This window comes from Pseudomonas sp. Pseusp18 (assembly GCF_059506005.1).
The window spans coordinates 543,957-567,768 of sequence record NZ_CP169240.1; the positions used below are offsets into that span (position 1 = coordinate 543,957).

At 61.8% G+C, this 23,812-nt stretch carries 23 protein-coding genes; 4 read left to right on the forward strand and 19 right to left on the reverse strand.

The genetic code is table 11. The features are described from left to right. Nucleotides 1–22 precede the first annotated feature (22 nt). From urtE to cbiE, 19 genes are all read right to left on the reverse strand, one after another. Complete coding sequence (urtE, locus tag ACEN9A_RS02315; protein ID WP_019582243.1) at nt 23–721, reverse strand: urea ABC transporter ATP-binding subunit UrtE; 699 nt, start codon at nt 719–721, stop codon at nt 23–25. 184 nt (nt 722–905) lie between these two features. Beyond that, complete coding sequence (urtD, locus tag ACEN9A_RS02320) at nt 906–1,775, reverse strand: urea ABC transporter ATP-binding protein UrtD (RefSeq protein ID WP_018928448.1); 870 nt, start codon at nt 1,773–1,775, stop codon at nt 906–908. Beyond that, nucleotides 1,772–2,851, reverse strand: a complete 1,080-nt coding sequence (urtC, locus tag ACEN9A_RS02325) for an urea ABC transporter permease subunit UrtC (protein WP_258672227.1) — start codon at nt 2,849–2,851, stop codon at nt 1,772–1,774. The genes urtD and urtC overlap by 4 nt, the downstream gene beginning before the upstream one ends. Beyond that, nucleotides 2,851–4,353 carry an urea ABC transporter permease subunit UrtB gene (gene urtB / locus ACEN9A_RS02330; protein ID WP_258672228.1) on the reverse strand — a complete coding sequence of 501 codons (1,503 nt, stop codon included), beginning with the start codon at nt 4,351–4,353 and terminating at the stop codon, nt 2,851–2,853. Before urtB ends, urtC begins: the two co-directional genes overlap by 1 nt. A 190-nt stretch (nt 4,354–4,543) precedes the next feature. Then, complete coding sequence (gene urtA / locus ACEN9A_RS02335; protein WP_007937152.1) at nt 4,544–5,809, reverse strand: urea ABC transporter substrate-binding protein; 1,266 nt, start codon at nt 5,807–5,809, stop codon at nt 4,544–4,546. A gap of 225 nt (nt 5,810–6,034) precedes the next feature. Then, a complete protein-coding gene (locus tag ACEN9A_RS02340) occupies nt 6,035–6,334 on the reverse strand; it encodes a 7(1) septoil knot domain-containing protein (RefSeq protein ID WP_019650643.1) in 300 nt (99 codons plus the stop codon). Between the two features lie 194 nt (nt 6,335–6,528). Then, nucleotides 6,529–6,897, reverse strand: a complete 369-nt coding sequence (locus tag ACEN9A_RS02345; protein ID WP_258672229.1) for a DUF6124 family protein — start codon at nt 6,895–6,897, stop codon at nt 6,529–6,531. A 467-nt stretch (nt 6,898–7,364) separates the two neighbouring features. After that, on the reverse strand, nt 7,365–8,375 hold the full coding sequence (locus ACEN9A_RS02350) for a FecCD family ABC transporter permease (RefSeq protein ID WP_258672230.1): 1,011 nt from the start codon (nt 8,373–8,375) through the stop codon (nt 7,365–7,367). After that, the gene (locus ACEN9A_RS02355; protein ID WP_258672231.1) at nt 8,372–9,319 is read right to left on the reverse strand and encodes an ABC transporter substrate-binding protein; all 948 of its coding nucleotides are present in this window, start codon (nt 9,317–9,319) and stop codon (nt 8,372–8,374) included. Before ACEN9A_RS02355 ends, ACEN9A_RS02350 begins: the two co-directional genes overlap by 4 nt. Next, entirely contained in the window at nt 9,316–10,104 is a 789-nt protein-coding gene (locus tag ACEN9A_RS02360; RefSeq protein WP_258672232.1) for an ABC transporter ATP-binding protein, read from the reverse strand. The genes ACEN9A_RS02355 and ACEN9A_RS02360 overlap by 4 nt, the downstream gene beginning before the upstream one ends. A gap of 224 nt (nt 10,105–10,328) precedes the next feature. Continuing rightward, the gene (locus ACEN9A_RS02365) at nt 10,329–11,708 is read right to left on the reverse strand and encodes a PepSY-associated TM helix domain-containing protein (protein ID WP_019650638.1); all 1,380 of its coding nucleotides are present in this window, start codon (nt 11,706–11,708) and stop codon (nt 10,329–10,331) included. Nucleotides 11,709–11,858: 150 nt separating this feature from the next. Then, nucleotides 11,859–13,988: a TonB-dependent copper receptor gene (locus tag ACEN9A_RS02370; protein ID WP_408981103.1), complete on the reverse strand. Its 2,130-nt coding sequence runs from the start codon at nt 13,986–13,988 to the stop codon at nt 11,859–11,861. Between the two features lie 72 nt (nt 13,989–14,060). Next, on the reverse strand, nt 14,061–14,531 hold the full coding sequence (locus ACEN9A_RS02375; RefSeq protein ID WP_258672234.1) for a DUF2946 domain-containing protein: 471 nt from the start codon (nt 14,529–14,531) through the stop codon (nt 14,061–14,063). A 21-nt stretch (nt 14,532–14,552) separates the two neighbouring features. After that, complete coding sequence (locus tag ACEN9A_RS02380) at nt 14,553–15,032, reverse strand: copper chaperone PCu(A)C (protein ID WP_019650635.1); 480 nt, start codon at nt 15,030–15,032, stop codon at nt 14,553–14,555. 48 nt (nt 15,033–15,080) lie between these two features. Further along, complete coding sequence (locus ACEN9A_RS02385) at nt 15,081–15,479, reverse strand: DUF2946 domain-containing protein (RefSeq protein WP_258672235.1); 399 nt, start codon at nt 15,477–15,479, stop codon at nt 15,081–15,083. A gap of 48 nt (nt 15,480–15,527) precedes the next feature. Next, nucleotides 15,528–15,839, reverse strand: a complete 312-nt coding sequence (locus tag ACEN9A_RS02390; RefSeq protein ID WP_258672236.1) for a hypothetical protein — start codon at nt 15,837–15,839, stop codon at nt 15,528–15,530. 159 nt (nt 15,840–15,998) lie between these two features. After that, nucleotides 15,999–16,721 (reverse strand): cobalt-precorrin-6A reductase, encoded by a 723-nt coding sequence (locus tag ACEN9A_RS02395; RefSeq protein WP_258672237.1) that lies wholly within the window; start codon nt 16,719–16,721, stop codon nt 15,999–16,001. Further along, nucleotides 16,718–17,815, reverse strand: coding sequence for a cobalt-precorrin-5B (C(1))-methyltransferase (locus ACEN9A_RS02400; protein WP_258672239.1), 1,098 nt, complete (start codon nt 17,813–17,815; stop codon nt 16,718–16,720). Before ACEN9A_RS02400 ends, ACEN9A_RS02395 begins: the two co-directional genes overlap by 4 nt. After that, a complete protein-coding gene (cbiE, locus tag ACEN9A_RS02405; RefSeq protein ID WP_258672240.1) occupies nt 17,808–19,019 on the reverse strand; it encodes a precorrin-6y C5,15-methyltransferase (decarboxylating) subunit CbiE in 1,212 nt (403 codons plus the stop codon). The genes ACEN9A_RS02400 and cbiE overlap by 8 nt, the downstream gene beginning before the upstream one ends. A 143-nt stretch (nt 19,020–19,162) precedes the next feature. On the opposite strand from cbiE, the gene cobG reads away from it, so the two are divergent. The 4 genes from cobG to cobJ are packed head-to-tail and all read left to right on the forward strand — an operon-like array spanning nt 19,163 to nt 23,514. Beyond that, nucleotides 19,163–20,464, forward strand: coding sequence for a precorrin-3B synthase (gene cobG, locus ACEN9A_RS02410; RefSeq protein ID WP_309475227.1), 1,302 nt, complete (start codon nt 19,163–19,165; stop codon nt 20,462–20,464). Then, complete coding sequence (locus tag ACEN9A_RS02415; protein ID WP_019650629.1) at nt 20,457–21,083, forward strand: precorrin-8X methylmutase; 627 nt, start codon at nt 20,457–20,459, stop codon at nt 21,081–21,083. The genes cobG and ACEN9A_RS02415 overlap by 8 nt, the downstream gene beginning before the upstream one ends. Then, complete coding sequence (locus ACEN9A_RS02420) at nt 21,083–21,814, forward strand: precorrin-2 C(20)-methyltransferase (protein WP_018928431.1); 732 nt, start codon at nt 21,083–21,085, stop codon at nt 21,812–21,814. Before ACEN9A_RS02415 ends, ACEN9A_RS02420 begins: the two co-directional genes overlap by 1 nt. Beyond that, nucleotides 21,814–23,514 (forward strand): precorrin-3B C(17)-methyltransferase, encoded by a 1,701-nt coding sequence (cobJ, locus tag ACEN9A_RS02425; protein WP_258672242.1) that lies wholly within the window; start codon nt 21,814–21,816, stop codon nt 23,512–23,514. Before ACEN9A_RS02420 ends, cobJ begins: the two co-directional genes overlap by 1 nt. Nucleotides 23,515–23,812 lie beyond the last annotated feature (298 nt).

A 23,812-nucleotide genomic window follows, 5' to 3' on the forward strand; every position in this document is an offset into this window, starting at 1 on the left:
TTTATCGTCAGAAGGCTGCAGGTTAGATCGTAACCAGTCCACGCACACCTTCGGCTTCCATATTTTCGCCACGACCCTGCTGCACGATCTCGCCCCGGGACATCACCAGGTATTGATCGGCCAGCTCGGCGGCGAAATCGTAGAACTGCTCCACCAGCAAAATCGCCATGTCGCCACGGGCCGCGAGCTTTTTGATCACTGCGCCGATTTCCTTGATCACCGACGGCTGGATGCCTTCGGTGGGCTCATCGAGAATCAGCAGCCGTGGACGACTGGCCAGTGCCCTGCCGATCGCCAGTTGCTGTTGCTGACCGCCGGACAAGTCACCGCCACGCCGTTGCTTCATTTGCAGCAGCACCGGGAAAAGCTCGTAGATGAACGCCGGGACTTCCTTGGCCTCGGAGCCAGGAAACCGCGACAGGCCCATCAGCAGGTTTTCTTCCACGGTCAGCCGGCCGAAGATTTCCCGGCCCTGAGGCACGTAGGCGATCCCGGCGTGAACCCGTTGGTGCGGCTTGAACGTGGTGATCGGTTTACCTTCCCAGTTCACCGCGCCCTCCTTGGCCGGCAGCAAACCCATCAGGCATTTGAGCAAGGTGGTCTTGCCCACGCCGTTGCGCCCGAGCAGGCAGGTGACTTCGCCGACCTTCACCTCAAACGTCAGGCCCCGCAGGATGTGGCTACCGCCGTAGTACTGGTGCAGCTTGTCGACTTGCAGCATGTTCAAGATTCCTTCTGTTCCACCCGATCCCGGGCTTTACCTGCACCGCCCCACCCTTGACCCACCCTTGTAGGAGCTGTCGAGCGGAGCGAGGCTGCGATCTTTTGATCTTCATCGGGCGCGACATGCAAAGATCAAAAGATCGCAGCCTCGTTTCACTCGACAGCTCCTACGCAGGGAGCAGCTAGCGACCGAGATACACCTCGATCACCCGCTCATTGTCCTGCACCTGCTCCAGCGACCCTTCGGCCAGCACGCTGCCCTGGTGCAACACGGTGACGTGGTCGGCGATCGAGCCGACGAAGCCCATGTCGTGTTCCACCACCATCAGCGAATGCTTGCCGGCCAGGCGCTTGAACAGCTCGGCGGTGAATTCGGTTTCGGCGTCGGTCATGCCCGCCACCGGCTCGTCGAGCAGCAGCAGTTGCGGGTCTTGCATCAGCAGCATGCCGATTTCCAGAAACTGCTTCTGCCCGTGAGACAACAACCCTGCCGGGCGATTGACCGAACTGGTCAGGCGAATGGTTTCCAGCACCTCACTGATGCGATCTTTTTGTTCACCACTCAGGCGAGCCCGCAAGCTGGCCCACACCGACTTGTCGGTTTTCTGCGCCAGCTCCAGGTTTTCGAACACGCTCAGGGCTTCGAACACGGTTGGCTTCTGGAACTTGCGACCGATACCGGCCTGGGCGATTTGCACTTCGCTCATCTGCGTCAGGTCCAGGGTTTCACCGAACCAGGCCTTGCCGTGACTGGGGCGGGTCTTGCCGGTGATCACGTCCATCAGCGTGGTTTTGCCCGCGCCGTTGGGGCCGATGATGCAGCGCAATTCGCCGACGCCGATGTACAGGTTCAGATTATTGAGCGCCTTGAAACCATCGAAACTGACGCTGATGTCTTCCAGGGTCAGTATGGTGCCGTGGCGCGTATTAAGGCCGGGGCCGACGCGTTGGCCGAGGCCGATGGCATCGCGGCTGCTGCCAGCGTCCTTGTTGGGCTGCGGTGGAAAAAAGGCCGGTTCGAGCATGAATTCCGCAGTCGCTGTGATTCTCATGATTCACCCCTTTTCTTCAGCAGACCGATCACACCCTTAGGCAGATACAACGTCACGACGATGAACAGCGCGCCGAGGAAGAACAGCCAGTATTCCGGAAACGCCACGGTGAACCAGCTCTTCATCCCGTTGACCACACCGGCACCCAGCAGCGGGCCGATCAGCGTGCCGCGCCCCCCCAAGGCAACCCAGACCGCCGCTTCGATCGAGTTGGTCGGCGACATTTCGCTCGGGTTGATGATCCCGACTTGCGGCACATACAGCGCCCCCGCCAGGCCACACAACACCGCACTCAACACCCAGACAAACAGCTTGAAGCCGCGCGGGTCGTAGCCGCAAAACATCAGGCGGTTCTCGGCATCGCGCAACGCGGTCAGCACCCGGCCGAACTTGCTTTGCGCCAGCCGCCAGCCGATGAACAGGCTCGCCACCAGCAACAGTACCGTGGCGAAAAACAACACCGCGCGAGTCCCAGGTTCCGTGATGCCAAACCCGAGAATGCTGCGGAAATTGGTGAAGCCATTGTTGCCGCCAAACCCGGTTTCGTTGCGGAAAAACAGCAGCATCCCGGCGAAGGTCAGGGCCTGGGTCATGATCGAGAAATACACGCCCTTGATCCGCGAGCGGAAGGCGAAGAAACCGAACACCAGCGCCAGCAATCCCGGCGCTAATACCACCAGGCACATGGCCCAGAGGAAGCTGCTGGTGCCGGTCCAGTACCACGGCAATTCGGTCCACGACAGGAACGTCATGAACGCCGGCAAGCCGTCACCCGAGGCTTGGCGCATCAGGTACATGCCCATGGCATAACCGCCGAGGGCGAAGAACAGACCGTGACCGAGGGACAGGAGGCCGGCGTAACCCCAGACCAGATCGAGGGCGAGGGCGACGATGGCGTAGCAAAGAATCTTGCCCACCAGTGTCAGCGTGTAGGCCGAGACGTGAAGCGCGCTATCGGGCGATAACAACGACAGCAATGGCAACGCCAGTAGCAAAACGAGAATCACCGTGCCAACAGTGATGGTGACTTTGGGGCCGGCTTTTTTTGTCGCGGTAACGAGCAGAGGCTGGTTCATCAGTCGATCACCCGTCCTTTCAGTGCGAAGAGGCCTTGCGGACGTTTCTGGATGAACAGAATGATCAGCGCGAGGATCAGGATCTTGCCCAGCACCGCACCGATCTGCGGTTCGAGAATCTTGTTGGCGATGCCTAAGCCGAATGCGGCCAGCACGCTACCGGCCAATTGACCGACACCGCCGAGCACCACCACCAGGAACGAATCGATGATGTAGCTCTGGCCGAGGTCCGGGCCGACGTTGCCGATCTGGCTGAGCGCCACGCCACCGAGCCCGGCGATGCCCGAGCCTAAACCGAAGGCGAGCATGTCGACGCGCCCGGTGGGCACGCCGCAGCAGGCGGCCATGTTGCGGTTTTGGGTGACGGCACGCACGTTCAAGCCGAGGCGCGTCTTGTTCAACAGCAGCCAGGTCAGCACCACCACAAACAAGGCAAACGCGATGATCACGATACGGTTGTACGGCAGCACCAGATTGGGCAGCACCTGAATCCCGCCCGACAACCACGCCGGGTTGGCCACTTCGACGTTCTGCGCGCCGAACACCAGCCGCACCAACTGGATCAGCATCAGGCTGATGCCCCACGTCGCGAGCAGCGTTTCCAGCGGGCGACCGTAGAGGTGACGAATCACCGTGCGCTCCAGCGCCATGCCGATGGCGGCGGTGACGAAAAACGCCACCGGCAGCGCAATCAGCGGATAGAACTCGATGGCTTGTGGGGCGAAGCGCTGGAACATCAACTGCACCACGTACGTCGAGTACGCGCCGAGCATCAGCATCTCGCCGTGGGCCATGTTGATCACCCCGAGCAGGCCGAAGGTGATCGCCAATCCGAGGGCCGCCAACAGCAGAATCGAACCGAGGGACATGCCACTGAAGGCCTGGCCGAGCATCTCGCCGATCAGCAGTTTGCGTTTGACCTGGGCCAGGCTGGTTTCGGCGGCGGTGTGCACACTGGCGTCGGCTTCGACGCCGGGTTCGAGCAAGCCTTCGAGGCGGGTGCGGGCCAGCGGGTCGCCGGTTTCGCCGAGCAAACGCACGGCGGCGAGGCGCACGGCGGGGTCACTGTCGACCAGTTGCAGATTGGCCAAGGCCAGGCTCAGGGCGGCGTGAACGGTTTCGTCTTGTTCGCTGGTCAGCTGTTGGTCGAGGAATTTCAGTTGCGCCGGTTTGGCGCTTTTCTGCAATTGCTGCGCGGCGGCCAGACGGATTTTGGCGTCGGCGGCGAGCAATTGGTGGCTGGCCAAAGCGGTGTCGATCAGACCCCGCAGGCGATTGTTCAGGCGCAGGGTTTTCGGTTGGCCATCGATGGTCAGTTCGCCTTGTTGCAGGGCGTTGATCAGTTCGATACGGGCCGGATCGGGCTGCGCGGCCCAGGTTTCCAGAAGCTTGGCTTGCTGCACGGGATTGGCCGCGACGAAGTCTTCGGCGTCGCCGGCGTGGACGGCCATCGGCAGTAACAGAGCGATGGCGAGGATCAAGCGGTAAAAGGCAATGGGCATGTCAGTGTCCTTGCGCGGACTAAGTGTGGGAGCAAATTTTGTGGCGAGGGAGCTTGCTCCCGCTGGACTACGCAGTAGTCCCGTTTTTTGGGGCCGCTTCGCAGCCCAACGGGGGCAAGCCCCCTCACCACAAAGCCCGCTCACACAGGAGTTGTGTCGGGCCTGAGCTCCATGCTCAGGCCCCAGTGGCTCAGTTGCTCTTCACCGCATACTCCGGCTTCTTGTCGTTGCCCGGGATGAACGGGCTCCACGGTTGGGCGCGGATCGGCCCTTCGGTCTGCCACACCACGTTGAACTGACCGTCGGCCTGAATCTCGCCGATCATCACTGGTTTGTGCAGGTGATGGTTGGTCTTGTCCATGGTCAGGGTGTAGCCGGACGGTGCGGCGAAAGTCTGGCCGGCCAAGGCTTCGCGGACTTTGTCGACGTCGGTGGACTTGGCTTTTTCGGCGGCTTGCGCCCACATGTGGATGCCGACGTAGGTGGCTTCCATCGGGTCGTTGGTCACCGCTTTGTCGGCGCCCGGCAGGTTGTGTTTCTTGGCGTAGGCTTTCCAGTCATCGACGAACTTCTTGTTCACCGGGTTTTCCACCGACTCAAAGTAGTTCCATGCCGCGAGGTTGCCCACCAGCGGTTTGGTGTCGATGCCGCGCAATTCTTCTTCGCCCACCGAGAACGCCACGACCGGTACGTCGGTGGCTTTCAGGCCCTGGTTGGCCAGCTCTTTATAGAACGGCACGTTGGAGTCGCCGTTGACGGTGGAGATGACCGCGGTCTTGCCACCGGCGGAGAACTTTTTGATGCTGGCCACGATGGTTTGATAGTCGCTGTGGCCGAACGGGGTGTAGACCTCTTCGATGTCCTTGTCGGCCACACCTTTGGAGTGCAGGAACGAGCGCAGGATCTTGTTGGTGGTGCGTGGGTAGACGTAGTCGGTGCCGAGCAGGAAGTAGCGCTTGGCGCTGCCGCCTTCTTCGCTCATCAGGTATTCCACTGCCGGAATCGCCTGTTGGTTGGGCGCCGCGCCGGTGTAGAACACGTTCGGCGACATCTCTTCGCCTTCGTATTGCACTGGGTAGAACAGCAGGCCGTTGAGCTCTTCGAACACCGGCAATACCGATTTACGCGACACCGAGGTCCAGCAACCGAACACCACCGCCACTTTGTCCTGGGTCAGCAACTGCCGGCCCTTTTCGGCGAACAGCGGCCAGTTCGATGCCGGGTCCACGACCACAGGTTCGAGCATCTTGCCGTTCACACCGCCCTTGGCGTTGATTTCGTCGATGGTCATCAACGCCATGTCTTTGAGCGAGGTTTCGGAGATCGCCATGGTCCCGGACAACGAATGCAGAATACCGACCTTGATGGTCTCGGCGGCCTGGACAGTCCAGGTCATGCCCATCGCGGCAATGCTTGCCGTGAGTGTGAAAGCCTTGATCAAACTGCGACGCTTCATTGTGCGATCTCCATGAACGTTAAAGTTTTTTATGGTTGGCAGATGCGGACGACTGAAGGCTGATTTGCAAGGGCTGTGCCCGGTCGGGGACGGGCACGGAAATGTCGTGTTAGAGCGGTTGCGCGGGGATTGAACGCACCAGGAGAGGACGAGCGGCGGTGCGTGGTGCGCAGACGTGCTTCATTGTGGTGCTGCCGCGTGACGGCAGCGGTGATGCAAAGTTTGTCAGTTCACGCCTGGGTAGGAGTCCACATACTTGATGGTGAAGTCAGGGTAGGAGTCAACGATTTGAATCTTGTAATCGGGGTAGCTATCGACAATTTTCCATTTGCCGACAGAGTCGGGGTAGCTATCGACTTTTTTTACTTTCAGATCGGGCCAGCCGTTGTCAATCTTGACCTTGTAGTCTGGGTAAGAGTCGACGAACTGGATGTTGCCGTAAATCTTTGAGACATCGACCTTGGTATCGGCCAGCACCGAGCTGGAGCCGAACACAAGCAGCGACAGGAAAACAGTTTTCAACATGAGGCTCATCCTGAGAATAGTCAGGCGTGCATTCTAAGGGTCGATGAACCAACAATGAAATGGCTACCCCCGCCACCCCCTGCGATCGCTCACTAAGCTTTCGCAGGGGCTCACCGGGAGCGAGCCTGCTCGCGAATGCGATGTGTCAGTCACCAATGATGCTGAAGGTGCTGCCTCCATCGCGAGCAGGGGGACTACGCCGGGTCGACGTTATCCAGCGCCCGGTTCACCGCCAGTTCCGCCAGCATGATGCTCTGTTGAATCGCCAGCGCCGTGTAGCGCTGCGGGCCGGTCAGGGAGTTAGCGAAATCGCTGGCCAGGACACTCGCCGTGGCTAACGATTCGTAGGCGTGGGCCAGGAGGCTTTCGGTGTCCATATTCGGGGCGACCAAGAACATGGTGCTGGGGCGGCGGGGTTTTTCGGTGTAGGGCGCCGGGGGATCGAGGTAATAGTCGAGGGCGCGTTTTATGGCTTCGCGATCCTTGAGTAATTCTTCGTTGCGCGAGGCTTCGGCGTTGGGGGTGGTGGTGTTGAAGGGTGGGTCAGGAATTAATTTGTCCATTGAAAAATTTCTCCAGCGTTGGAGCCTCCACTTGCCGCTTCTCACAAGGGAAGAGGTGGCAGCTATGTGCGAGGTGAGAAGACCGGTTATGGACACCCGGCCGGACCGAAGTCCGCCCGCACACAGCCGCCATAACACATTTGCAGGCAGCTAATAAGCTGGCGGCGATTATGCGTGTACAGACACTGGATGACCATAAGTTGCCGGGCTTCTCACACCCGATCGCTGAGTTGTCAGCGACAGCCAAAGACTAGAGAGCCCGCTTCCGACGGACAACCTGAAAGATGCGTGGGAAAGGTCTGGTATTTTGGTATTCACATAAACACACAAAAACAAACGCAGAATTGCAATCCCTTGTAGGAGCTGCCGAAGGCTGCGATCTTTTGATCTTGATTTTTTAAGATCAAAAGATCGCAGCCTCGTTTCACTCGGCAGCTCCTACAGGGGACTGCGCACCTCCGGAGAGGTCAGCGCCGGCGCATCAGGCCGATGAAGAACAGCCCGCCAATCGCAGCGGTGGCGACGCCGATGGGCAGGTCTTCCGGGGCGATCAGGGTGCGTGCGGCCACGTCGACCCAGACGAGGAACAGGCTGCCCAACAACACGCACACCGGCAGCAACCGCCGATGCTCGGCACCCACCAATCGCCGGGCAATGTGCGGCACCATCAGCCCGACAAAACCAATCGAGCCGCTGATGGACACCAGCACCCCGGTCATCAGCGAGGCAATCAAAAACACCCGCAGCCGCACAGTGCGGGCATTGAGGCCCAGGGTCACGGCGGTCTGTTCACCGGCCATCAACGCATTCAACGGCCGGGCCATGCCCAGCAGCAACACCAACCCGAGCAACACACTCGCGGCGGGCACGGCGAGCAATTCCCAACGCGCCAGCCCTAGGCCGCCGAGCATCCAGAACATCACCGCCGAACTGGCGCGATGGTCGCCCAGAAACAGCAGCAGGTTGGCGATCGCCATCATCACGAACGACACCGCGACACCGCACAGCAGCAGCCGATCACTGTCCAGCCGCCCATTGCGATTGGCGATCATCAGCACAGTCAACATGCTCAACAATGCGCCGATAAACGCTGCGATGGGCAAGGTCAGCAGGCCGACGATTTCACCGACATGCAACACCACGATCACTGCGCCGAGGGTCGCGCCGGAGGTCACGCCCAACAAGTGCGGATCGGCCAGCGGATTGCGCGTCACCGCTTGCAGCACCGCACCGATCAGCGCCAGGCCGGCGCCCACCAGCGCGCCGAGCAACATGCGCGGCACGCGGATCAGCCAGACGATGTGTTCCTGTCCGGCCGTCCAGTTCTGCTCGCCAAGACCGAAGGCCTTGTGCAGCAGAATCCGCCACACCACGTCCACCGGCACCCGCGCCGGGCCGAAGCCCAGCGACACCACACACGACATCAGCAACAGCACGCCGAGGCCGATCAGCAACAAGGCATAGCGACGGTCAATCATTCGCCGTGGAAACCCTTGGCCAGGGTTTTGACCGCCAGCACGTTGTCGATCCCCGGGGTGGCCTGCACGTAAGGAATGACGATGAAGCGCTGGTTCTTGATCGCGTCCACCGATTGCAGGGCCTGGTTGTTCAGCAAAAACTGCTCCTTCTGCTCGGCGGTGACTTCGCCGTAATCGACGATCACGATCACCTGCGGATTGCGCTCGACCACGTTCTCCCAGTTGACCCGGGTCCAGCTCGCCTCTACGTCATCGAGAATGTTGCGTCCGCCGGCAGCATCGATCAGCGCTTGCGGCATGCCGAGGCGCCCGGAAGTCATGGCCCGGTCTTCACCGCTGTCGTAGAGAAACACCCGAGGCTTGTCCGTCGGCAGGTCCTTGCGCACCTCGGCGACTTGCGCCTGCATCTGGGCGATCACGGCATTGGCGCGATCCTGCACGTCGAAGATTTTGCCGAGGTTGCGCAGGTCGTTGTAGGTGTCTTCCAGGCTGGCCGGTGGACGCTTCATCACGAACGCGCAGGACTCGGTGAGCTCGTAGACGTTGATGCCCAGTGGTTGCAGGGTTTGCGGCGTGAGGTCACCACCGACGCGCATGCCGTAGTCCCAACCGGCGAAGAAGAAATCGACGTTGGCGTTGAGCAGGGTTTCCACCGACGGGTACTTGGCCGCCAGCTCCGGCAAACCGTCGAGGATGGTCTGCATTTCGGGTGTCACCGATTTCCATCCGGTCACGCCGCTGTAGCCGGCCATCCTGGGTTTGAGACCGAGGGCGAGCATCATCTGGGTCATGTTGATGTCGTGGCTGACCGCGTGTTTCGGCGCTTGCTTGAAGGTGACTGCACGGTTGCAACTCTGAACCGTCAGCGGGTATTTCGTGGCCTCGGCGAAGGCATGGGCACTGCCCAGCAACAACGCGACGCAAAGCAGGGAACGCAAAGTCATGGTTGGGTTATCCAGGTGATTCGTGGGTAGCCGTGCAAGGGATGGTCATCGATCAGAGCGTCGACGCCGAACACGTTGTGCAAAAGGTGTGTGGTCAGGACTTCTTTGGGGGTGCCACTGGCGACGATGCGACCGTGATGGATCACGTAGAGCCGATCGCAGAAGGCCGCCGCCAGATTGAGGTCGTGGATGCTCGCCAGCGTGCCGATCTGCAGGCGTTTGACCAGCTGCAGCAGTTCCAGTTGATAGCGCGGGTCGAGGTGGTTGGTCGGCTCATCGAGGATCAGCAATTGCGGTTGCTGGGCCAGGGCGCGGGCGAGGATCACGCGCTGCTTTTCACCGCCGGACAGGGTGGCGAAGGCGTGGTCTTCGAAGCCCTTGAGGCCGACCGATTCGAGGGCTTGGGTTGCGAGCTTCCGGTCTTCGAGAGTGTCGCCATCGAACAGACCTTTGTGCGGTGTGCGGCCCATGGCGACCACTTCATCGACGGTCAGACCGAAGGCGTCGGGAAATTCCTGCAACACCACCGCGATGCGTTGCGCGCACCAGCGTGAGGATTGCTTCCAGACGTTGTGATGGTCGAGTTTTACGTCGCCGCTTTCCGGTTTACTGAAGCGATAAGCACACCGCAGCAGGCTGGTTTTACCGCTGCCGTTGGGGCCGATCAACCCGACGAACTCACCGGCAGCCACGTGCAAGGAGGCGTCACGCAGCTGGAACTGGTGATGGCAGTGGCCGTGGCCCAGGGGTGTCCAGGCGAGGTTGGTGATGTTCAGCGAAGTCATTTCATTCCTGATGATCGTTCAAACCAGCACACACCTGTGGCGAGGGAGCTTGCTCCCGCTCGGCTGCGCAGCAGTCGTAAAACCCTACAACGCGGTATCCCCTCAGAAACCGCGGCGTCAGGTTTGGGGTCGCTGCGCAACCCAGCGGGAGCAAGCTCCCTCGCCACAAAAGCTTGGCGGCCCCGCATTGTATTGGCTTTACGCGTACGCGTATCTCGCCTGTTTCATGATGAAGGTGAGGTGGATTCAATTTGCCGGCCCAGGCGTGACAGCAGCCCCCAATCCAATAGCCACACGACAACCAGCGAAGCCCCCACCAACGGAAACATTACCGCCAGGGCGAACATGATGACCATTGCGGTTTTCCATTTCGGCAGGTCGTGACGCAACGGTGGCACACCGAACTTGCCCTGTGGCCGACGCTTCCACCAGATCACCACGCCGCTGACGGCGCTGAGCAAAATCATCAGGCAGATCAGCAGCACGATGATCTGATTGAACGGGCCGAACATCTTGCCTTCGTGCAGCATCACGCCGACCTCCGTGGCGCGGGCGACGTTGCTGTAATGCTGCCAGCGCACGTCGGCGAGGACGTCGCCGGTGTATTGGTCGACATGCAGGGTGGCGTCGTTGCGCGGGTCATCGGCGAACACCGCGATGGTGAACACGCCGGTGGCGGTGGTGGGGAAGGTGATGCTGTAGCCGGGCTCGACCTTGCGCTGCACGGCGATGTTTTGCACGTCTTGCAGGCTGATGGTCGGCGCTGCCGGGCCGGTCTGGGTGTTGGCGTGAGCCATGTGTTCGGCGTGGTCGCCGGACATTGGCATCGGCGTATTTTCCATGGCCCACGGCACGGTCTGGCGCGTGGCGCTGTTGAGGCTGCGGGCCTCGACGTCGGACTTGGGCACGTCATTCCACATGGCGACCGGAAAGCGGTTCCAGAGGTCGGCGTATTGCTTGCCCCAGAAGCCGGTCCAGGTCATGCCGCTGAGCAGCATCACCAGCAAAAACGCCGCGCCCCAGAAGCCAGTCACTGCGTGCAAGTCACGCCACAGCACACGTCCGCGACGACTGAGGCGCGGCCACAGCACGCCGGCGTACTGACCGCGTGGCCACCACAAAAACACCCCGGAGACCACCAACACCACGCCCCAACCGGCGGCCAGTTCCACCAGTCGATCACCGACGGTGCCGATCATCAACTCGCCGTGAATCGAGCGTGCGAGCGCCTGCAGATTGTTCTTCGCGTCCTGCTCGCCGAGGATGTCGCCGTGGTACGGATCGATGAATACGTTCAGTTCATGACCTTCATTGATCACCACAAATTGCGCGCTGCGTTCGGCGTTGACCGGCGGCAGGTATTGTTTGATTCGGGCTTGTGGATACGCCTCTTTCACCCGTTTGAGCAGGTCGTCGGCGGCCACGGTGTGATGACCTGCCGGGATGTTCATCAGGCTGCCGTACATCAATGGATCGAGTTGCGGTTTGAACAGGTAGACGATGCCGGTCAGGGCCAGCATCACCATGAACGGCGCGACGAACAGGCCGGCGTAGAAATGCCAACGCCAGGCCAGGTTGTAGAAATTCGGTTTGGGTTGTTTCATCGGGTGTGCTCCGCGTGGCGATTCAATTGTTTTTGTTAAAAGATCGCAGCCTTCGGCAGCTCCTACACGGGCCGAGGATACCGCCGCAATTGCGGGTGTACACACATCCCGTAGGAGCTGCCGGAGGCTGCGATCTTTTGATTTTTCTTGTTAGAAACTCATGTCCACCTTGGTCCAGAGCGTGCGCCCCGGTTCGTTGATGGCTTGCGGATCATTGGCCGGGAAGCCGAAACCGGCGTTGCCGGCCAGGTTCAGGTGTTCGGCGTAGGCCTTGCCGAACAAGTTGTCGACGCCGCTGCTGACCTTCCAGTTCTTGTTGATCCGGTACGCGCCGTTGAGCGAGAACACGCCGAACCCCGAGCTTTTGTCGAAGTCTTTGCCGACCACGTTGCCCTTGTTCCGGTCGATGCGGTTTTGCGCCGCGACCACCCGCCACAAGGCGCCGGCGCTCCAGTTGTCTTCGCTGTAGGTCAGGCCGAAACGTGCATCCAGCGGTGGCATTTGCGGCAGGGCAGTGCCGTCGCTGCTGTTCTTGCCCCAGGCATAGGCCAGGGTCGCGTCGGCTTTCCAGTTGGCCGTCAGTTTGTAGGCTGCACCGAGTTCGCCGCCCATGATTCGCGCGTCGATGTTCTCGGCTTGCGAGGTCATGCCCATCATCCCCGGCGTGTAGTTGAACAGGATGTAGTCACGCACCTGCCCGACGTAACCCGAGGCCCAGGCTTCGAGGTCTGCGGTCTTGTATTGCAGGCCGAAGTCGAGCTGGGTGGTTTTCTCCGGCTTGATCGAGTCGAACGCATTTACCGAACCGGCAGGACCGGACTTGGGCGAAAACAGCTCCCAGTAATCCGGGAAACGCTGGGCATGACCGAGGCCCGCATACAGCGTGGTCGGGCTGTCGGCCAGGTCATGCTCGTAACGCACGAAACCGCTGGGCAGGGTGTCGGCGCGGGTGTCGTCGGCGGTCGGGTTGGGGCGGGCCATCATCCCGGAGCCGATGGTCTGCCGATAATCCTTGGCCGAAGCACGGTCCAGTCGTGCGCCGGTGATCAGTCGATCACGGTCGGCGGCGTACCAGGTCAGTTCGCTGAACACGCCGTAATTGTGGAAGTCGGCGTCCTTGTTGCGGGGCACATCCTTGTAAGTGTCGACGCCCATGGCGCTGCGTTGGCGGTGTTCGTTGGTCTGCGCATCCAGGCCACTGATCAGCTGCACATCGGCCCAGCGCCAGGTGGCTTTGATCCGCGCACCGAGGGTTCGGCGGTCGACGTTGGAAGCCATGGGGCCGGCCATCATCCCGGTGCCGGACGGCGTGCGCAGGGTGTAGTTGTCCATGACGTGGTCGGCGTAGTTGTAGTAGACCTGCGCCTCGACCTTATCCAGCACTTCACCGATGTTCGACTGCTCGAAGCGCAGGCCGAGGCTTTCGCGCAAGAACTGTGAACCGTCCATGCCGCGCCCGGCGTAACGGGCTTCGCCGTCGCCCTTGCCGGCAGTCAATTCCAGCAGGGTGTCGGCGTTCGGCGTCCAGCCGACAGCAACATCGCCGTTCCACTTGTCGTAGCGCGAGGGCACGGTGTCGTTGTTGCCGTCCTTGTAGTCATCGGAATGCGCGGTGTTGCCGATCACGCGCACGTAACCCAGCGACCCGCCAGCGGCGGCGTCCAGCACTTTGTCGAAGCGGCCGTTGGAGCCGGCCAATACGCTGGCATTCACCCGGGTGCCGAGTTCGCCGAAGCTTTCCGGCTCCCGGTCGAACAGGATGGTGCCGGCCGATGCGCCGGGGCCCCAGAGCACGGTTTGCGGGCCTTTGATCACGGTGAGTTTGTCGTAGGTTTCCGGTGAAATGTACGAGGTCGGCGCGTCCATCCGGCCCGGGCAGGCGCCGAGCATCATGCTGCCGTTGGTGAGGATATTCAGACGCGAGCCGAACATGCCGCGCAGCACCGGGTCGCCATTGGTGCCGCCGTTGCGCACCAGCGCGAAGCCGGGGATGGTCTTCAGATAATCACCACCATCGCTGGCCGGCACTGGTTGGCGCGGGTCCTTGGGGTTGGTGACGACAGTCAGCGGCGAACTCGGCGCGATGGCAGTGATTACCGTCGGGCTCAGTTCTTCGGTGTGGCCGGCGTGTTCATCGGCCAGCACCATTGGCGTCAGCAACAAGCCGCAAAGGGCGGCGGTGGCCTGCCTGAAGCGAACGCGGGATGGGTTCAGGGCAAAAAAAGCCTGGGCAGCGCCCAAACGTGTGTCAGCAGAAAACCTGGACATGACAATTTCCATCGAACAGTCGTAAACGACACGGCCGGCAGCCTGCGGCTGTCTTCTAAACCGTGTGAGATCAGAGGTGGGTGTTTACGCGACGATGGGCGGGGCGCGGGTGCGGGCGCCGGGGAAGAAGGTTTGCCGGGCATGGCCCAGGCGGGTGGCGGGTGTGGTGAAGGTGGTGGCGGGCGGGGTGTCGAACGCGGTGAATGAAGCGCCACCGGTGAGCGCCGGGCAATTGAACAGCAGACTGCAATAGCCGCATTTTTCCCACAGCGCGTGATGCTCGGCTGCCGGCCGGCAGTGTTCGGCGGTGGGTTGTGCGTCGTGGTCGGCGTGCTCCATTGCCGACATGTCCATGCTCATGCCCATCGACATGTTCATGGACATGCTTGCAGCCATGTTTGTAGACGCAGGCGCGCGCGAATCCATCGGCATCGACTGAGAAATCAGCGGGCCGATAAAGATCATCAGCATGGCGAACAGGCTGATCCAGCTGCCGCGGGTCAGGCTCATTGGCTGACGGCGGTGCGCGGATGACCTGGCGTTATGCGGGCGCATAGGCGTTTTCAACGGGGGCGATTACTGGGCGTGCATGTGCTCTTGCATGCTGTCCGGTGCCTTTTTCTGCACCGAGACCTCGACCGTTACATCACCGGACTTCTCGAAGTGCAGGGTCAGCGGGAAGCGCTTGCCGTCGCTCAACAGGCTGCGGTCTCTGAGCTCCAGCAGCATCACGTGGTATGCCATCGGGGCGAAGGTGACATCGCCGCCAGCCGGAATCTCGACGCTGGGCACTTGCTGCATTTTCATCAGATCGTTTTGCATCACATGTTCGTGCAACTCGGCCTTGCCGGATATTGGCGATCCGACGCTAAGCAGCCGATCAGCGGTTTTGCCGCTGTTGTGAATCACGAAATACGCCGCGACGGTGGGCGCGTTGGGCGGCAACTCCTGCGACCACGGATGGGCGATCTCAAGTTCGCCAACCTTGTATTCGTGGGCATTGGCAAAACAGGCAGGCAGCAGCAACACAGCCAGGACGATGAGTTTGTTCAACATGGCAGTTCTCCAGAACGATTCAAAACGCAGGTCAATTGCGAGAAGGAATCACACCAGAGGGGACGCGCGGGGATTGAGACTCGGCCATTGCTGGCGCGGTGTCGGTGTGTCGAGCGTGGCGGGCGGCACGCTTCGATTGGCGTCGAAACGCGCGAAATACAACTGCGGCGAATGCCCCGGCAACGCCACCAACGGCGCGGAGCCCGAGCAACACCAGCAATGCTGCATGTTGGAATGATCGTCGTTCTGCGGGGCTTTCTGCTCGATGTCGCCCAGGGAAATCGCCACCAGCTTCGTGCCGCTGGAAGAGCAGAAACTGCCCCACAGCAACTGTTCGGCCGGCGATTTCGCCGTTTGCGCCATCGCTCCGGACATCGGCATGGCGAGCATGTTGAACAGCACTGCAAAGCAGGCGATCCAGGCAAATGCGAGCCGTTGTCGGGACATGGGACAGATCCGTTTGAGTGGGCGATCAGGCGCGGTTATTTAGCCTGATCAGGGGCGATAAGTAAAAAGACCGCGTGCGGTGTGGTGTCGCAGCGCGTCAGTCAGCATGTCGAGCAGCCGGCGTGCAAGCTCAGCCTCGCCGTTTTGAAAGAGTGTAGCGACTTCGATTCTTAATGCCTGAGCGAATTGAGGGTCGCTTTGGATTCTTGCCCGGATTGTGTGTTTGACGTCCCTGAGCGCCACACGATTGAAACTTCCATCGCCCGGGTCTTCCTCTTCGCAGGCCTTGATGTAGTGCCACATATCGGCAGACGTCAGGAGAAACTCAGTGATATCGAAACGAGTGAATTTTTCAGTCATCCGGCATTCCCCGCTACATGGGTGGGGCTCGAAATATAGGAGTTGGGTTGTGAGCCCACAAGTCAGCCGATTTGGATGATGTTGTGCGTTAGGTCCGATGGATATGTAGGGGGTTGCACATTTTCTGTAGCAGCTGCCGAACGCAGGCTTCGCCAGCTGCTACAGGTTTTGTGTGAGGGCCGCTAAAACCTCAGTCACAGACCCAAACTCCCGCTCAACCCCCGGCAACACCGGCCGCTTCAACACCAGCACCGGCACCCCACGTTCCCGCGCCACTTCCAGCTTCGGCTCGGTGGCGGTGCTGCCGCTGTTCTTGCTGATCAGCACGTCGATCCGCCGCCGCTCGAACAACGCGCGTTCGTCCTCGATCAGAAACGGCCCACGCGCGCCGATCACTTCGCAGCGCTCGTTGCCCGGATAAACGTCCAGTGCACGCAACGTCCAGAATTGCTCAGGCGGGATTTCGTGCAGGTGCTGCAATGGTTCGCGACCGAGGGTGAACAGCGGTCGGCGAAAGGTTTTCAGCGCTTCGATCAGCTCGGCCCAGTCGCTGACTTCGCGCCAGTCGTCGCAGGCGTGTGGCTGCCAGGCCGGACGGCGCAAGGCCCAGCAGGCAATGCCGCTCAACTTCGCGGCGGTGGCGGCGTTGTGGCTGATGCGAGCCGCGTAGGGGTGGGTCGCATCCAGCAGCAGGTCAATGCCTTCGTCACGGATGAACTGCGCCAGACCTTCGGCGCCGCCATAGCCACCAACGCGGACCTGACAGTTCAGATCGGTCGGCACCCGACCGACGCCAGCCAGGCTGTAGATGTGCTCCGGCCCCAGGGTTCGGGCGATGGCCAATGCTTCAGTGACACCGCCGAGCAACAACACGCGCTTCATTGAAAAACTCCCGCATGGCCGACAATCCCGCCCTGGCGATCGATGGCGAACACTTCGACCTGAACCTGCGCCGGCACCACGCTGCGGGCAAAGTCGAGGGCGTGCTGACACACCGCGTCGCCGAGGGCGATCCCGGCGGTGCTGGCCATGGCCAAGGCTTGCTGACTGGTATTGGCGTCGCGGATCGCCTGTTGCAACGCCGTATCGGCACCGACCGCTGCGGCCCATTCGGCCAGTTGCGGCAGGTCGATGCTTGAATGCCGACTGTGCAAATCCATGTGCCCGGCCGCCAGTTTGCTGATCTTGCCGAAGCCGCCGCACAGGCTGAGTTTATCCACAGGCACTTTGCGCAAGTGCTTGAGCACCGCGCCGACGAAGTCGCCCATTTCGATCAGGGCGATTTCCGGCAAGTCGTAGACCCGGCGCATGGTGTCTTCGCTGGCGTTGCCGGTGCACGCGGCGATGTGCAGGTAGCCGTTGGTTTTGGCGACGTCGATGCCTTGGTGGATCGAGGCGATATAGGCCGCGCAGGAGAACGGCCGGACGATGCCGCTGGTGCCGAGGATCGACAAGCCGCCGAGAATTCCCAGCCGCGGGTTCATGGTTTTCAGCGCCAGGGCTTCGCCGTCCTCGACGTTCACCGTGACCTCGAAGCCGCCCTGGTAATCCAGCTCCTCGGCCAGCAACGTCAGGTGGTCGGTGATCATCTTGCGCGGCACCGGGTTGATCGCCGGTTCACCGACGTTCAGCACTAGCCCTGGTCGGGTGACGGTGCCGACACCACGGCCGGCGCTGAAGCGGATGCCCGGTTCGCTGTGCAGGCGCACCTGGGAAAACAGCAGGGCGCCGTGGGTCACGTCGGGGTCGTCGCCGGCGTCCTTGATCGTTCCGGCTTCGGCGCCGTCGTCCGTCAGCCGACAGAATTCCAGGCGCATTTGCACCCGTTTGCCTTTGGGCAGAATGATCTCGACGGCGTCCGCTTCCACGCCGCCGAGCAGCAAGCGGGCAGCTGCGAGGCTGGTGGCGGTGGCGCAGCTGCCGGTGGTCAGGCCGCTGCGCAGCGGGGCGGGTTGTTCGGCGGTTTCGTCACGCATCGAGGGGTTTCGTCACGTCCAGCAAGGTAATCGGCAGCGCCTGACGCCAGGTATCGAACTCGCCCAGCGGTTGCGCCTGGGCGACGTGAATGCGGGTCAGCTCACCGCCATGCCGTTCACGCCAGGCCATCAAGGTCACTTCGCTTTGCAGTGTCACAGCGTTGGCGATCAACCGGCCGCCGGGTTTGAGTTGCGCCCAGCAGGTATCGAGCACGCCCTCACGGGTAACGCCACCGCCGATGAAAATCGCGTCCGGGCGTTCGAGTCCGCTCAGGGCTTGCGGCGCACTGCCGCGAATCAATTGCAGGCCGGGAACGCCCAGGGCATCGCGGTTGTGTTCGATCAACGCCTGCCGTCCCTCATCCGCTTCGATGGCCAGCGCTCGGCAACTCGGGTGAGCGCGCATCCATTCGATGCCGATCGAACCGCTGCCGGCGCCGACGTCCCACAGCAGTTCGCCGGGGACCGGGGCTAGGCGCGCAAGGGTGATGGCGCGCACGTCGCGTTTAGTCAGTTGGCCGTCGTGCTGGAAGGCCGAATCCGGCAGGCCGGCCAGGCGCGACAGGCGCGGTGTGTTGGGTTCAGCGATGCATTCGATGGCGATCAGGTTCAGATCGGCGATCGTCGGGTCGCTCCAGTCGTTGGCAGCGCCCTCGATGCGTCGTTCGGCGTTGCCGCCCAGATGTTCCAGCACGGTCAGGCGACTCGGCCCGAAACCGCGCTCACGCAGCAGCGCCGCAATGGCCGCTGGACTCTGGCCGTCGTTGCTCAGCACCAGCAAACGCACACCACTGAACAAATGAGCGTTGAGCGCCGCGACGGGGCGGGCGACCACCGACAGCGTCACCACATCCTGTAACGGCCAGCCCAGGCGAGCGGCCGCCAGTGACGCGGAGGATGGGGCGGGCAGGATCAGCATTTCTGCGCCGGGAAGTTGCCGCGCCAGGCTGGCACCGACGCCAAAGAACATCGGGTCGCCGCTGGCCAGCACGCAAACCGGTTCGCCCCGCAGCGCCAATAGTGGTTCAAGGGAGAATGGACTGGGCCAGAGCTGGCGCTCGCCGCGAATGCACACGGGCAACAAATCCAGTTGCCGTTGGCCGCCGAATATCCGCGAAGCGCCCAGAAGGGCGCGACGGGCGTTCTTGCCCAGGCCCTTGAAGCCGTCTTCACCGATACCTACTACTGTCAGCCAGGGCGACATCTGCAGTCCTCAAAAAATGCCTCAAACGGGGTGTTCCGACGGGCAGGCTTTTCATGCCGTCGGACAAAGCAGGCATAATACCGCGCCTTCGCCCGCGAAGCGCCTTTCCCACACAGCCGGTCGCCCCTTTGAACGAACGCCCGATGTCTACCGCCTTACGCCCCTCGGCCTGCCCGGGGTTGCTGCGTATCGTCCCGGCGCTGGATGGCGGAATCTGCCGGATCAAATTGAACGGCGGCTCGATCAGCGCGGCCCAGGCTGAAGCGGTGGCCAGCGCGGCCGAACGGTTTGCCGGGGGCGTGATCGAGGCGACCAACCGGGCCAACCTGCAGATTCGCGGAATTGGCAGTGAGCAGACGGCTTTGATCGACAGCCTGCTCGCCGCAGGGTTGGGGCCGCGTACCGCGGCGGGCGACGATGTGCGCAATCTGATGCTCAGCCCGTCTGCCGGGATTGACCGGCACATGTTCTTCGACACGCATGCGCTGGCGGAGCAGATCCTCACCACCCTGCAAAGCCACGAACGTTTCCACGAACTCAGCGCCAAGTTTGCCGTGCAACTCGATGGCGGCGAGGCGTTGGCGATGCTCGAACACCCGCATGATCTGTGGTTGTCTGCTGCTGAGCGAAACGGCGAGCTGTTGCTGGCGTTCGGTCTGGCGGGTTGCCCTACGGACAGGCCCGCAGGCGCGGTGTCACTCGAGCAGGGGCACGCACTGGTGGTAGCGGTGCTGGAGTTGTTTCTCGACCTGGCGCGTCCGGATCAAACACGAATGCGTCATTTGTTGGCCGAGTATCCACTCGCAGAGTTTCTCGCTCGCCTGGCCGAGCGTGTGCCCTTGAAGTCGATTACCGATTGGCAGCGCTTGTTGACTCCGGGTGCCCTGCACATCGGCGTCCATCCACAGGTTGGAACCGAATACGTCTACATCGGCGCCGTCCCTCCGTTGGGGCGGCTCGATCCCGTCATGCTCAGAGGTGCGGCGCAACTGGCGTGCGAATTCGGCGACGCAAGCCTGCGTTTCACCCCATGGCAAAGTCTGTTGCTGCCCAACGTTCAAAAAGAGCGAGCGCCTGAAGTGATTAGGCGTCTGGAGCAACTGGGCCTGCTATGTGAGGCTGATCAGCCTGTGTCACGGTTGATCGCCTGCACCGGTTCCGTTGGCTGCGGCAAGGGCCTGGCCGATACCAAGAGCGACGCCATGCAGTTGGCCGCGCTGTTGCAACGTCACGATCAAGCAGTGCATTTGTCCGGCTGCCAGCGTTCCTGCGCCGCGGCCCATGTAGCACCGGTCACGCTGCTGGCCGTCGCCCCCGGTCACTACGACCTCTATTTTCGCGATGCAGGGCATCCGGGTTTCGGCGCCCTGCACGCACACAACCTTACTATTGAAGCGGTCGCAGCCTTGCTCGACGCCCGCTCACGGAGTTCCCTTGATGCTTGATTACATCCGCGACGGTCAGGAGATCTATCGCAACTCCTTCGCGATCATTCGTGCCGAGGCCAACCTCGACCGTATTCCGGCCGATCTGGAGAAACTCGCCGTGCGGGTGATCCACGCCTGCGGCATGGTCGAAGCCATCGACGGTCTGCAATTTTCCGAAGGCGCCGGCAAGGCCGGGCGCGATGCGCTGGCGGCCGGTGCGCCGATTCTGTGCGACGCGCGGATGGTCAGCGAAGGCGTGACCCGCGCGCGCTTGCCGGCCAACAACCCGGTGATCTGTACCCTGCGCGACGACAGCGTGCCGGAGCTTGCCCGCGAGTTGGGCAATACCCGTTCCGCCGCCGCGCTGGAGCTGTGGCGCCCGCATCTGGAAGGCAGCGTGGTGGTGATCGGCAACGCACCGACCGCACTGTTTTATCTGTTGGAAATGCTCGATGCCGGCGCGCCGAAGCCGGCGCTGATCCTCGGCTTCCCGGTGGGCTTCGTCGGCGCCGCCGAATCCAAGGCGATGCTCGCGGCGGACAGCCGTGGCGTGCCTTTCGTCATCATGCAAGGCCGGCTGGGCGGTAGCGCCATGGCCGCCGCCGCCGTCAATGCCCTCGCCACGGAGATCGAATGATGCAGCAACCTGGACGTTTGATTGGCCTGGGCGTCGGCCCCGGTGATCCGGAACTGATTACCGTCAAAGCCTTGCGCCTGCTGCGCGAATCGCCGGTAGTGGCGTACTTCGTTGCCAAGGGCAAGAAGGGCAATGCGTTCGGCATCATCGAAGCGCATCTGCAAGATCCACAAACCCTGCTGCCGCTGGTTTATCCGGTGACCACCGAAGCGCTGCCGGCGCCGTTGTCGTATGAACAAGTGATCAGCGATTTCTACGATACGGCCGCCGAACAACTCGCCGCGCATCTGGACGCCGGCCGTGATGTGGCGGTGATCTGCGAAGGCGATCCGTTCTTCTACGGCTCCTACATGTACCTGCACGATCGACTGGCCGAGCGTTACGAAGCCGAAGTCGTGCCGGGTGTCTGCTCGATGCTCGGTGGCGCCTCGGTACTGGGCGCGCCGCTGGTGTATCGCAATCAGAGCCTGTCGGTGTTGTCCGGCGTGCTGCCCCACGAAGACCTCAAGCGTCGCCTGGCCGATGCCGATGCGGCAGTGATCATGAAACTGGGGCGCAACTTTCCCAAGGTCCGTCAGGTGCTGGAAGAACTCGGTCTGGCAGAGCGTGCGCTGTATGTGGAGCGCGCGACCATGGCCAACCAGAAAATCGTGCCGCTGGATCAGGTCGAGCCGATGTCCTCGCCGTATTTCTCGCTGATTATCGTTCCAGGTGAAAGGTGGCAAGGCTGATGGCCCATTCTGCTCCGGCGATTGTCATTCTCGGCAATGGCAGCCTTGCGACCGCACGCAAAATCCAACAGCTTTACTCGGGGGCTTTGATCCATGGGTTGGCTGATCGGGTCGAAGGCGCGGATCGCAGCTATCGCGAGTTCGGCGCGACCCTGCGTGAGCTTTATCAACAGGACACACCGATCATCGCCCTGTGCGCGGCAGGGATCGTGATCCGCACCCTGGCGCCATTGTTGCTGGAGAAGGGTGTCGAGCCGCCGGTGCTGGCCGTGGCTGAGGACGGCAGCGCGGTGGTGCCGCTGCTCGGTGGTCTCGGCGGGGTGAACGTCATGGCGCGCGAGATTGCCGCCGGCCTGGACGTCGCGGCGGCGATCACCACCAGCGGTGAATTGCGCTTCGGCACTTGCCTGCTCAATCCACCAAGCGGCTACGCCCTGGGTGATCTGGAACTGGGCAAGCGCTTCGTCTCGGATTTGCTCGCGGGCCAAAGCGTGCGCATTGAAGGGGCTGCGCCGTGGCTTGATCAGGCACAGTTACCGGAAGATCCCCAGGCTCGGTTGTCGATTCATGTCGGCAGTGCCGAGCGCACGCCTGTGGCCAATGAATTGATGATCTACCCGCGCAGCGTGCTGGTGGCGGTGAGCGCCGAGGTGGCGGACCTGCCGAGCGCCGTTCGAATGGCTTTGCATCAGGCGAAAATCGCCGTGCAATCGCTGGCGTGCCTGTTGGCCAGCGACCTGGACATGGCCAACCCTGCGTTGCGCGAGGCGGCGCTTGAGTTGGGCGTGCCACTGCGTTTTGCGTCGGTCAGCGGCGTCAGCGAATTGGCCCGCCACACCGTACCGAACGCCACAGTCGTGACGGCGGATAACGGAATCGCCATCGCGGTGGCCAGTCAGCCACTGGAGCTTGCGCAGATCGGTCGTGCGCGCGGTCGTTTGGCTGTGATCGGCCTGGGCCCTGGCGCTGCCGAACTGATGGTGTCGGCGGTCAAGGCCGAACTGGCGCGCGCCAATGACGTGCTCGGTTATGAAACTTACGTACGTATGGCTGGGCCGTTTCGCGACGATCAGGTGCTGCATTGCACCGACAATCGCGAGGAAATGCAACGCGCTCGCCACGCCTTTGAGCTGGCCGCCCAAGGGCGCTCGGTGGTGGTGGTTTCATCCGGGGATCCGGGCGTGTTCGCCATGGCGGCGGCGGTGCTTGAGGCGTTACACGAGTCGAGTGAGCCAGCATGGCACAGCGTTGATCTGCAGATCCTTCCAGGCGTTTCTGCTTCTCTGGCCACTGCTGCGCAGGCCGGTGCGCCGCTGGGCCATGACTTCTGTGTGATGTCGCTGTCGGACAACCTCAAACCATGGACGATCATCGAAAAGCGTCTGGACCTGGCGGCCGAGGCCGATCTGGCGCTGGCGTTCTACAACCCGATCTCCCGCGCACGGCCATGGCAACTGGGCCAGGCGCTGGACATCGTCGGCCGGCATCGAACGCCGGAAACGGTGGTGGTGCTGGGCCGTGACATCGGTCGCCCCGGCCAGACGCTCCGGGTCACGACGCTCGGCGAACTGACCCCCGATCAGGTCGATATGCGCACCATGGTGCTGATCGGCTCCTCCACCACTTGCGTGTTTCCTCGTGCCGAGGGCGGCAAGTGGGTGTATACGCCTCGTTGGTATGGCGACAAGCCAACATCATGAGTGTCGGCGGCCTCGCTGGAGGCCGCGTTTCAAAATGGCCTGGCGTTGATAAACAGGAAGTTTTTGCGGCAGGCGGTTAGATGTCTTGATGTAAGTTTGTTTTTCTCTGGCACAAAAGAAACTGTCGCGTTTGTTGAGGGTTGCCTTTTGCTTGTCTTTTTTTGTTGTGTTTGACGGCTTTAATATTTCTAAGTGTTCGGTTGGTCATCAGTTGTTTGTTTTTTTTGCTTCCGGGCTGAAGTTTTGTTCAGTTAGTGTTGTTTGAGCGTCGGGTGCATCCATCCATTTTGACGGATGA

What these genes read in the sequence shown, in the direction of transcription:
- ACEN9A_RS02355 (WP_258672231.1), bottom strand. Translation starts at nt 9,319, where the DNA reads ATGACTTTGCGTTCCCTGCTTTGCGTCGCGTTGTTGCTGGGCAGTGCC.
- urtD (WP_018928448.1), bottom strand. Translation starts at nt 1,775, where the DNA reads ATGAGAATCACAGCGACTGCGGAATTCATGCTCGAACCGGCCTTTTTT.
- ACEN9A_RS02370 (WP_408981103.1), bottom strand. Translation starts at nt 13,988, where the DNA reads ATGGAAATTGTCATGTCCAGGTTTTCTGCTGACACACGTTTGGGCGCT.
- ACEN9A_RS02340 (WP_019650643.1), bottom strand. Translation starts at nt 6,334, where the DNA reads ATGTTGAAAACTGTTTTCCTGTCGCTGCTTGTGTTCGGCTCCAGCTCG.
- cobG (WP_309475227.1), top strand. Translation starts at nt 19,163, where the DNA reads ATGTCTACCGCCTTACGCCCCTCGGCCTGCCCGGGGTTGCTGCGTATC.
- urtC (WP_258672227.1), bottom strand. Translation starts at nt 2,851, where the DNA reads ATGAACCAGCCTCTGCTCGTTACCGCGACAAAAAAAGCCGGCCCCAAA.
- urtB (WP_258672228.1), bottom strand. Translation starts at nt 4,353, where the DNA reads ATGCCCATTGCCTTTTACCGCTTGATCCTCGCCATCGCTCTGTTACTG.
- ACEN9A_RS02360 (WP_258672232.1), bottom strand. Translation starts at nt 10,104, where the DNA reads ATGACTTCGCTGAACATCACCAACCTCGCCTGGACACCCCTGGGCCAC.
- urtE (WP_019582243.1), bottom strand. Translation starts at nt 721, where the DNA reads ATGCTGCAAGTCGACAAGCTGCACCAGTACTACGGCGGTAGCCACATC.
- ACEN9A_RS02350 (WP_258672230.1), bottom strand. Translation starts at nt 8,375, where the DNA reads ATGATTGACCGTCGCTATGCCTTGTTGCTGATCGGCCTCGGCGTGCTG.
- ACEN9A_RS02420 (WP_018928431.1), top strand. Translation starts at nt 21,083, where the DNA reads ATGCAGCAACCTGGACGTTTGATTGGCCTGGGCGTCGGCCCCGGTGAT.
- ACEN9A_RS02345 (WP_258672229.1), bottom strand. Translation starts at nt 6,897, where the DNA reads ATGGACAAATTAATTCCTGACCCACCCTTCAACACCACCACCCCCAAC.
- ACEN9A_RS02395 (WP_258672237.1), bottom strand. Translation starts at nt 16,721, where the DNA reads ATGAAGCGCGTGTTGTTGCTCGGCGGTGTCACTGAAGCATTGGCCATC.
- cobJ (WP_258672242.1), top strand. Translation starts at nt 21,814, where the DNA reads ATGGCCCATTCTGCTCCGGCGATTGTCATTCTCGGCAATGGCAGCCTT.
- ACEN9A_RS02390 (WP_258672236.1), bottom strand. Translation starts at nt 15,839, where the DNA reads ATGACTGAAAAATTCACTCGTTTCGATATCACTGAGTTTCTCCTGACG.
- ACEN9A_RS02375 (WP_258672234.1), bottom strand. Translation starts at nt 14,531, where the DNA reads ATGCGCCCGCATAACGCCAGGTCATCCGCGCACCGCCGTCAGCCAATG.
- cbiE (WP_258672240.1), bottom strand. Translation starts at nt 19,019, where the DNA reads ATGTCGCCCTGGCTGACAGTAGTAGGTATCGGTGAAGACGGCTTCAAG.
- urtA (WP_007937152.1), bottom strand. Translation starts at nt 5,809, where the DNA reads ATGAAGCGTCGCAGTTTGATCAAGGCTTTCACACTCACGGCAAGCATT.
- ACEN9A_RS02380 (WP_019650635.1), bottom strand. Translation starts at nt 15,032, where the DNA reads ATGTTGAACAAACTCATCGTCCTGGCTGTGTTGCTGCTGCCTGCCTGT.
- ACEN9A_RS02365 (WP_019650638.1), bottom strand. Translation starts at nt 11,708, where the DNA reads ATGAAACAACCCAAACCGAATTTCTACAACCTGGCCTGGCGTTGGCAT.
- ACEN9A_RS02400 (WP_258672239.1), bottom strand. Translation starts at nt 17,815, where the DNA reads ATGCGTGACGAAACCGCCGAACAACCCGCCCCGCTGCGCAGCGGCCTG.
- ACEN9A_RS02415 (WP_019650629.1), top strand. Translation starts at nt 20,457, where the DNA reads ATGCTTGATTACATCCGCGACGGTCAGGAGATCTATCGCAACTCCTTC.
- ACEN9A_RS02385 (WP_258672235.1), bottom strand. Translation starts at nt 15,479, where the DNA reads ATGTCCCGACAACGGCTCGCATTTGCCTGGATCGCCTGCTTTGCAGTG.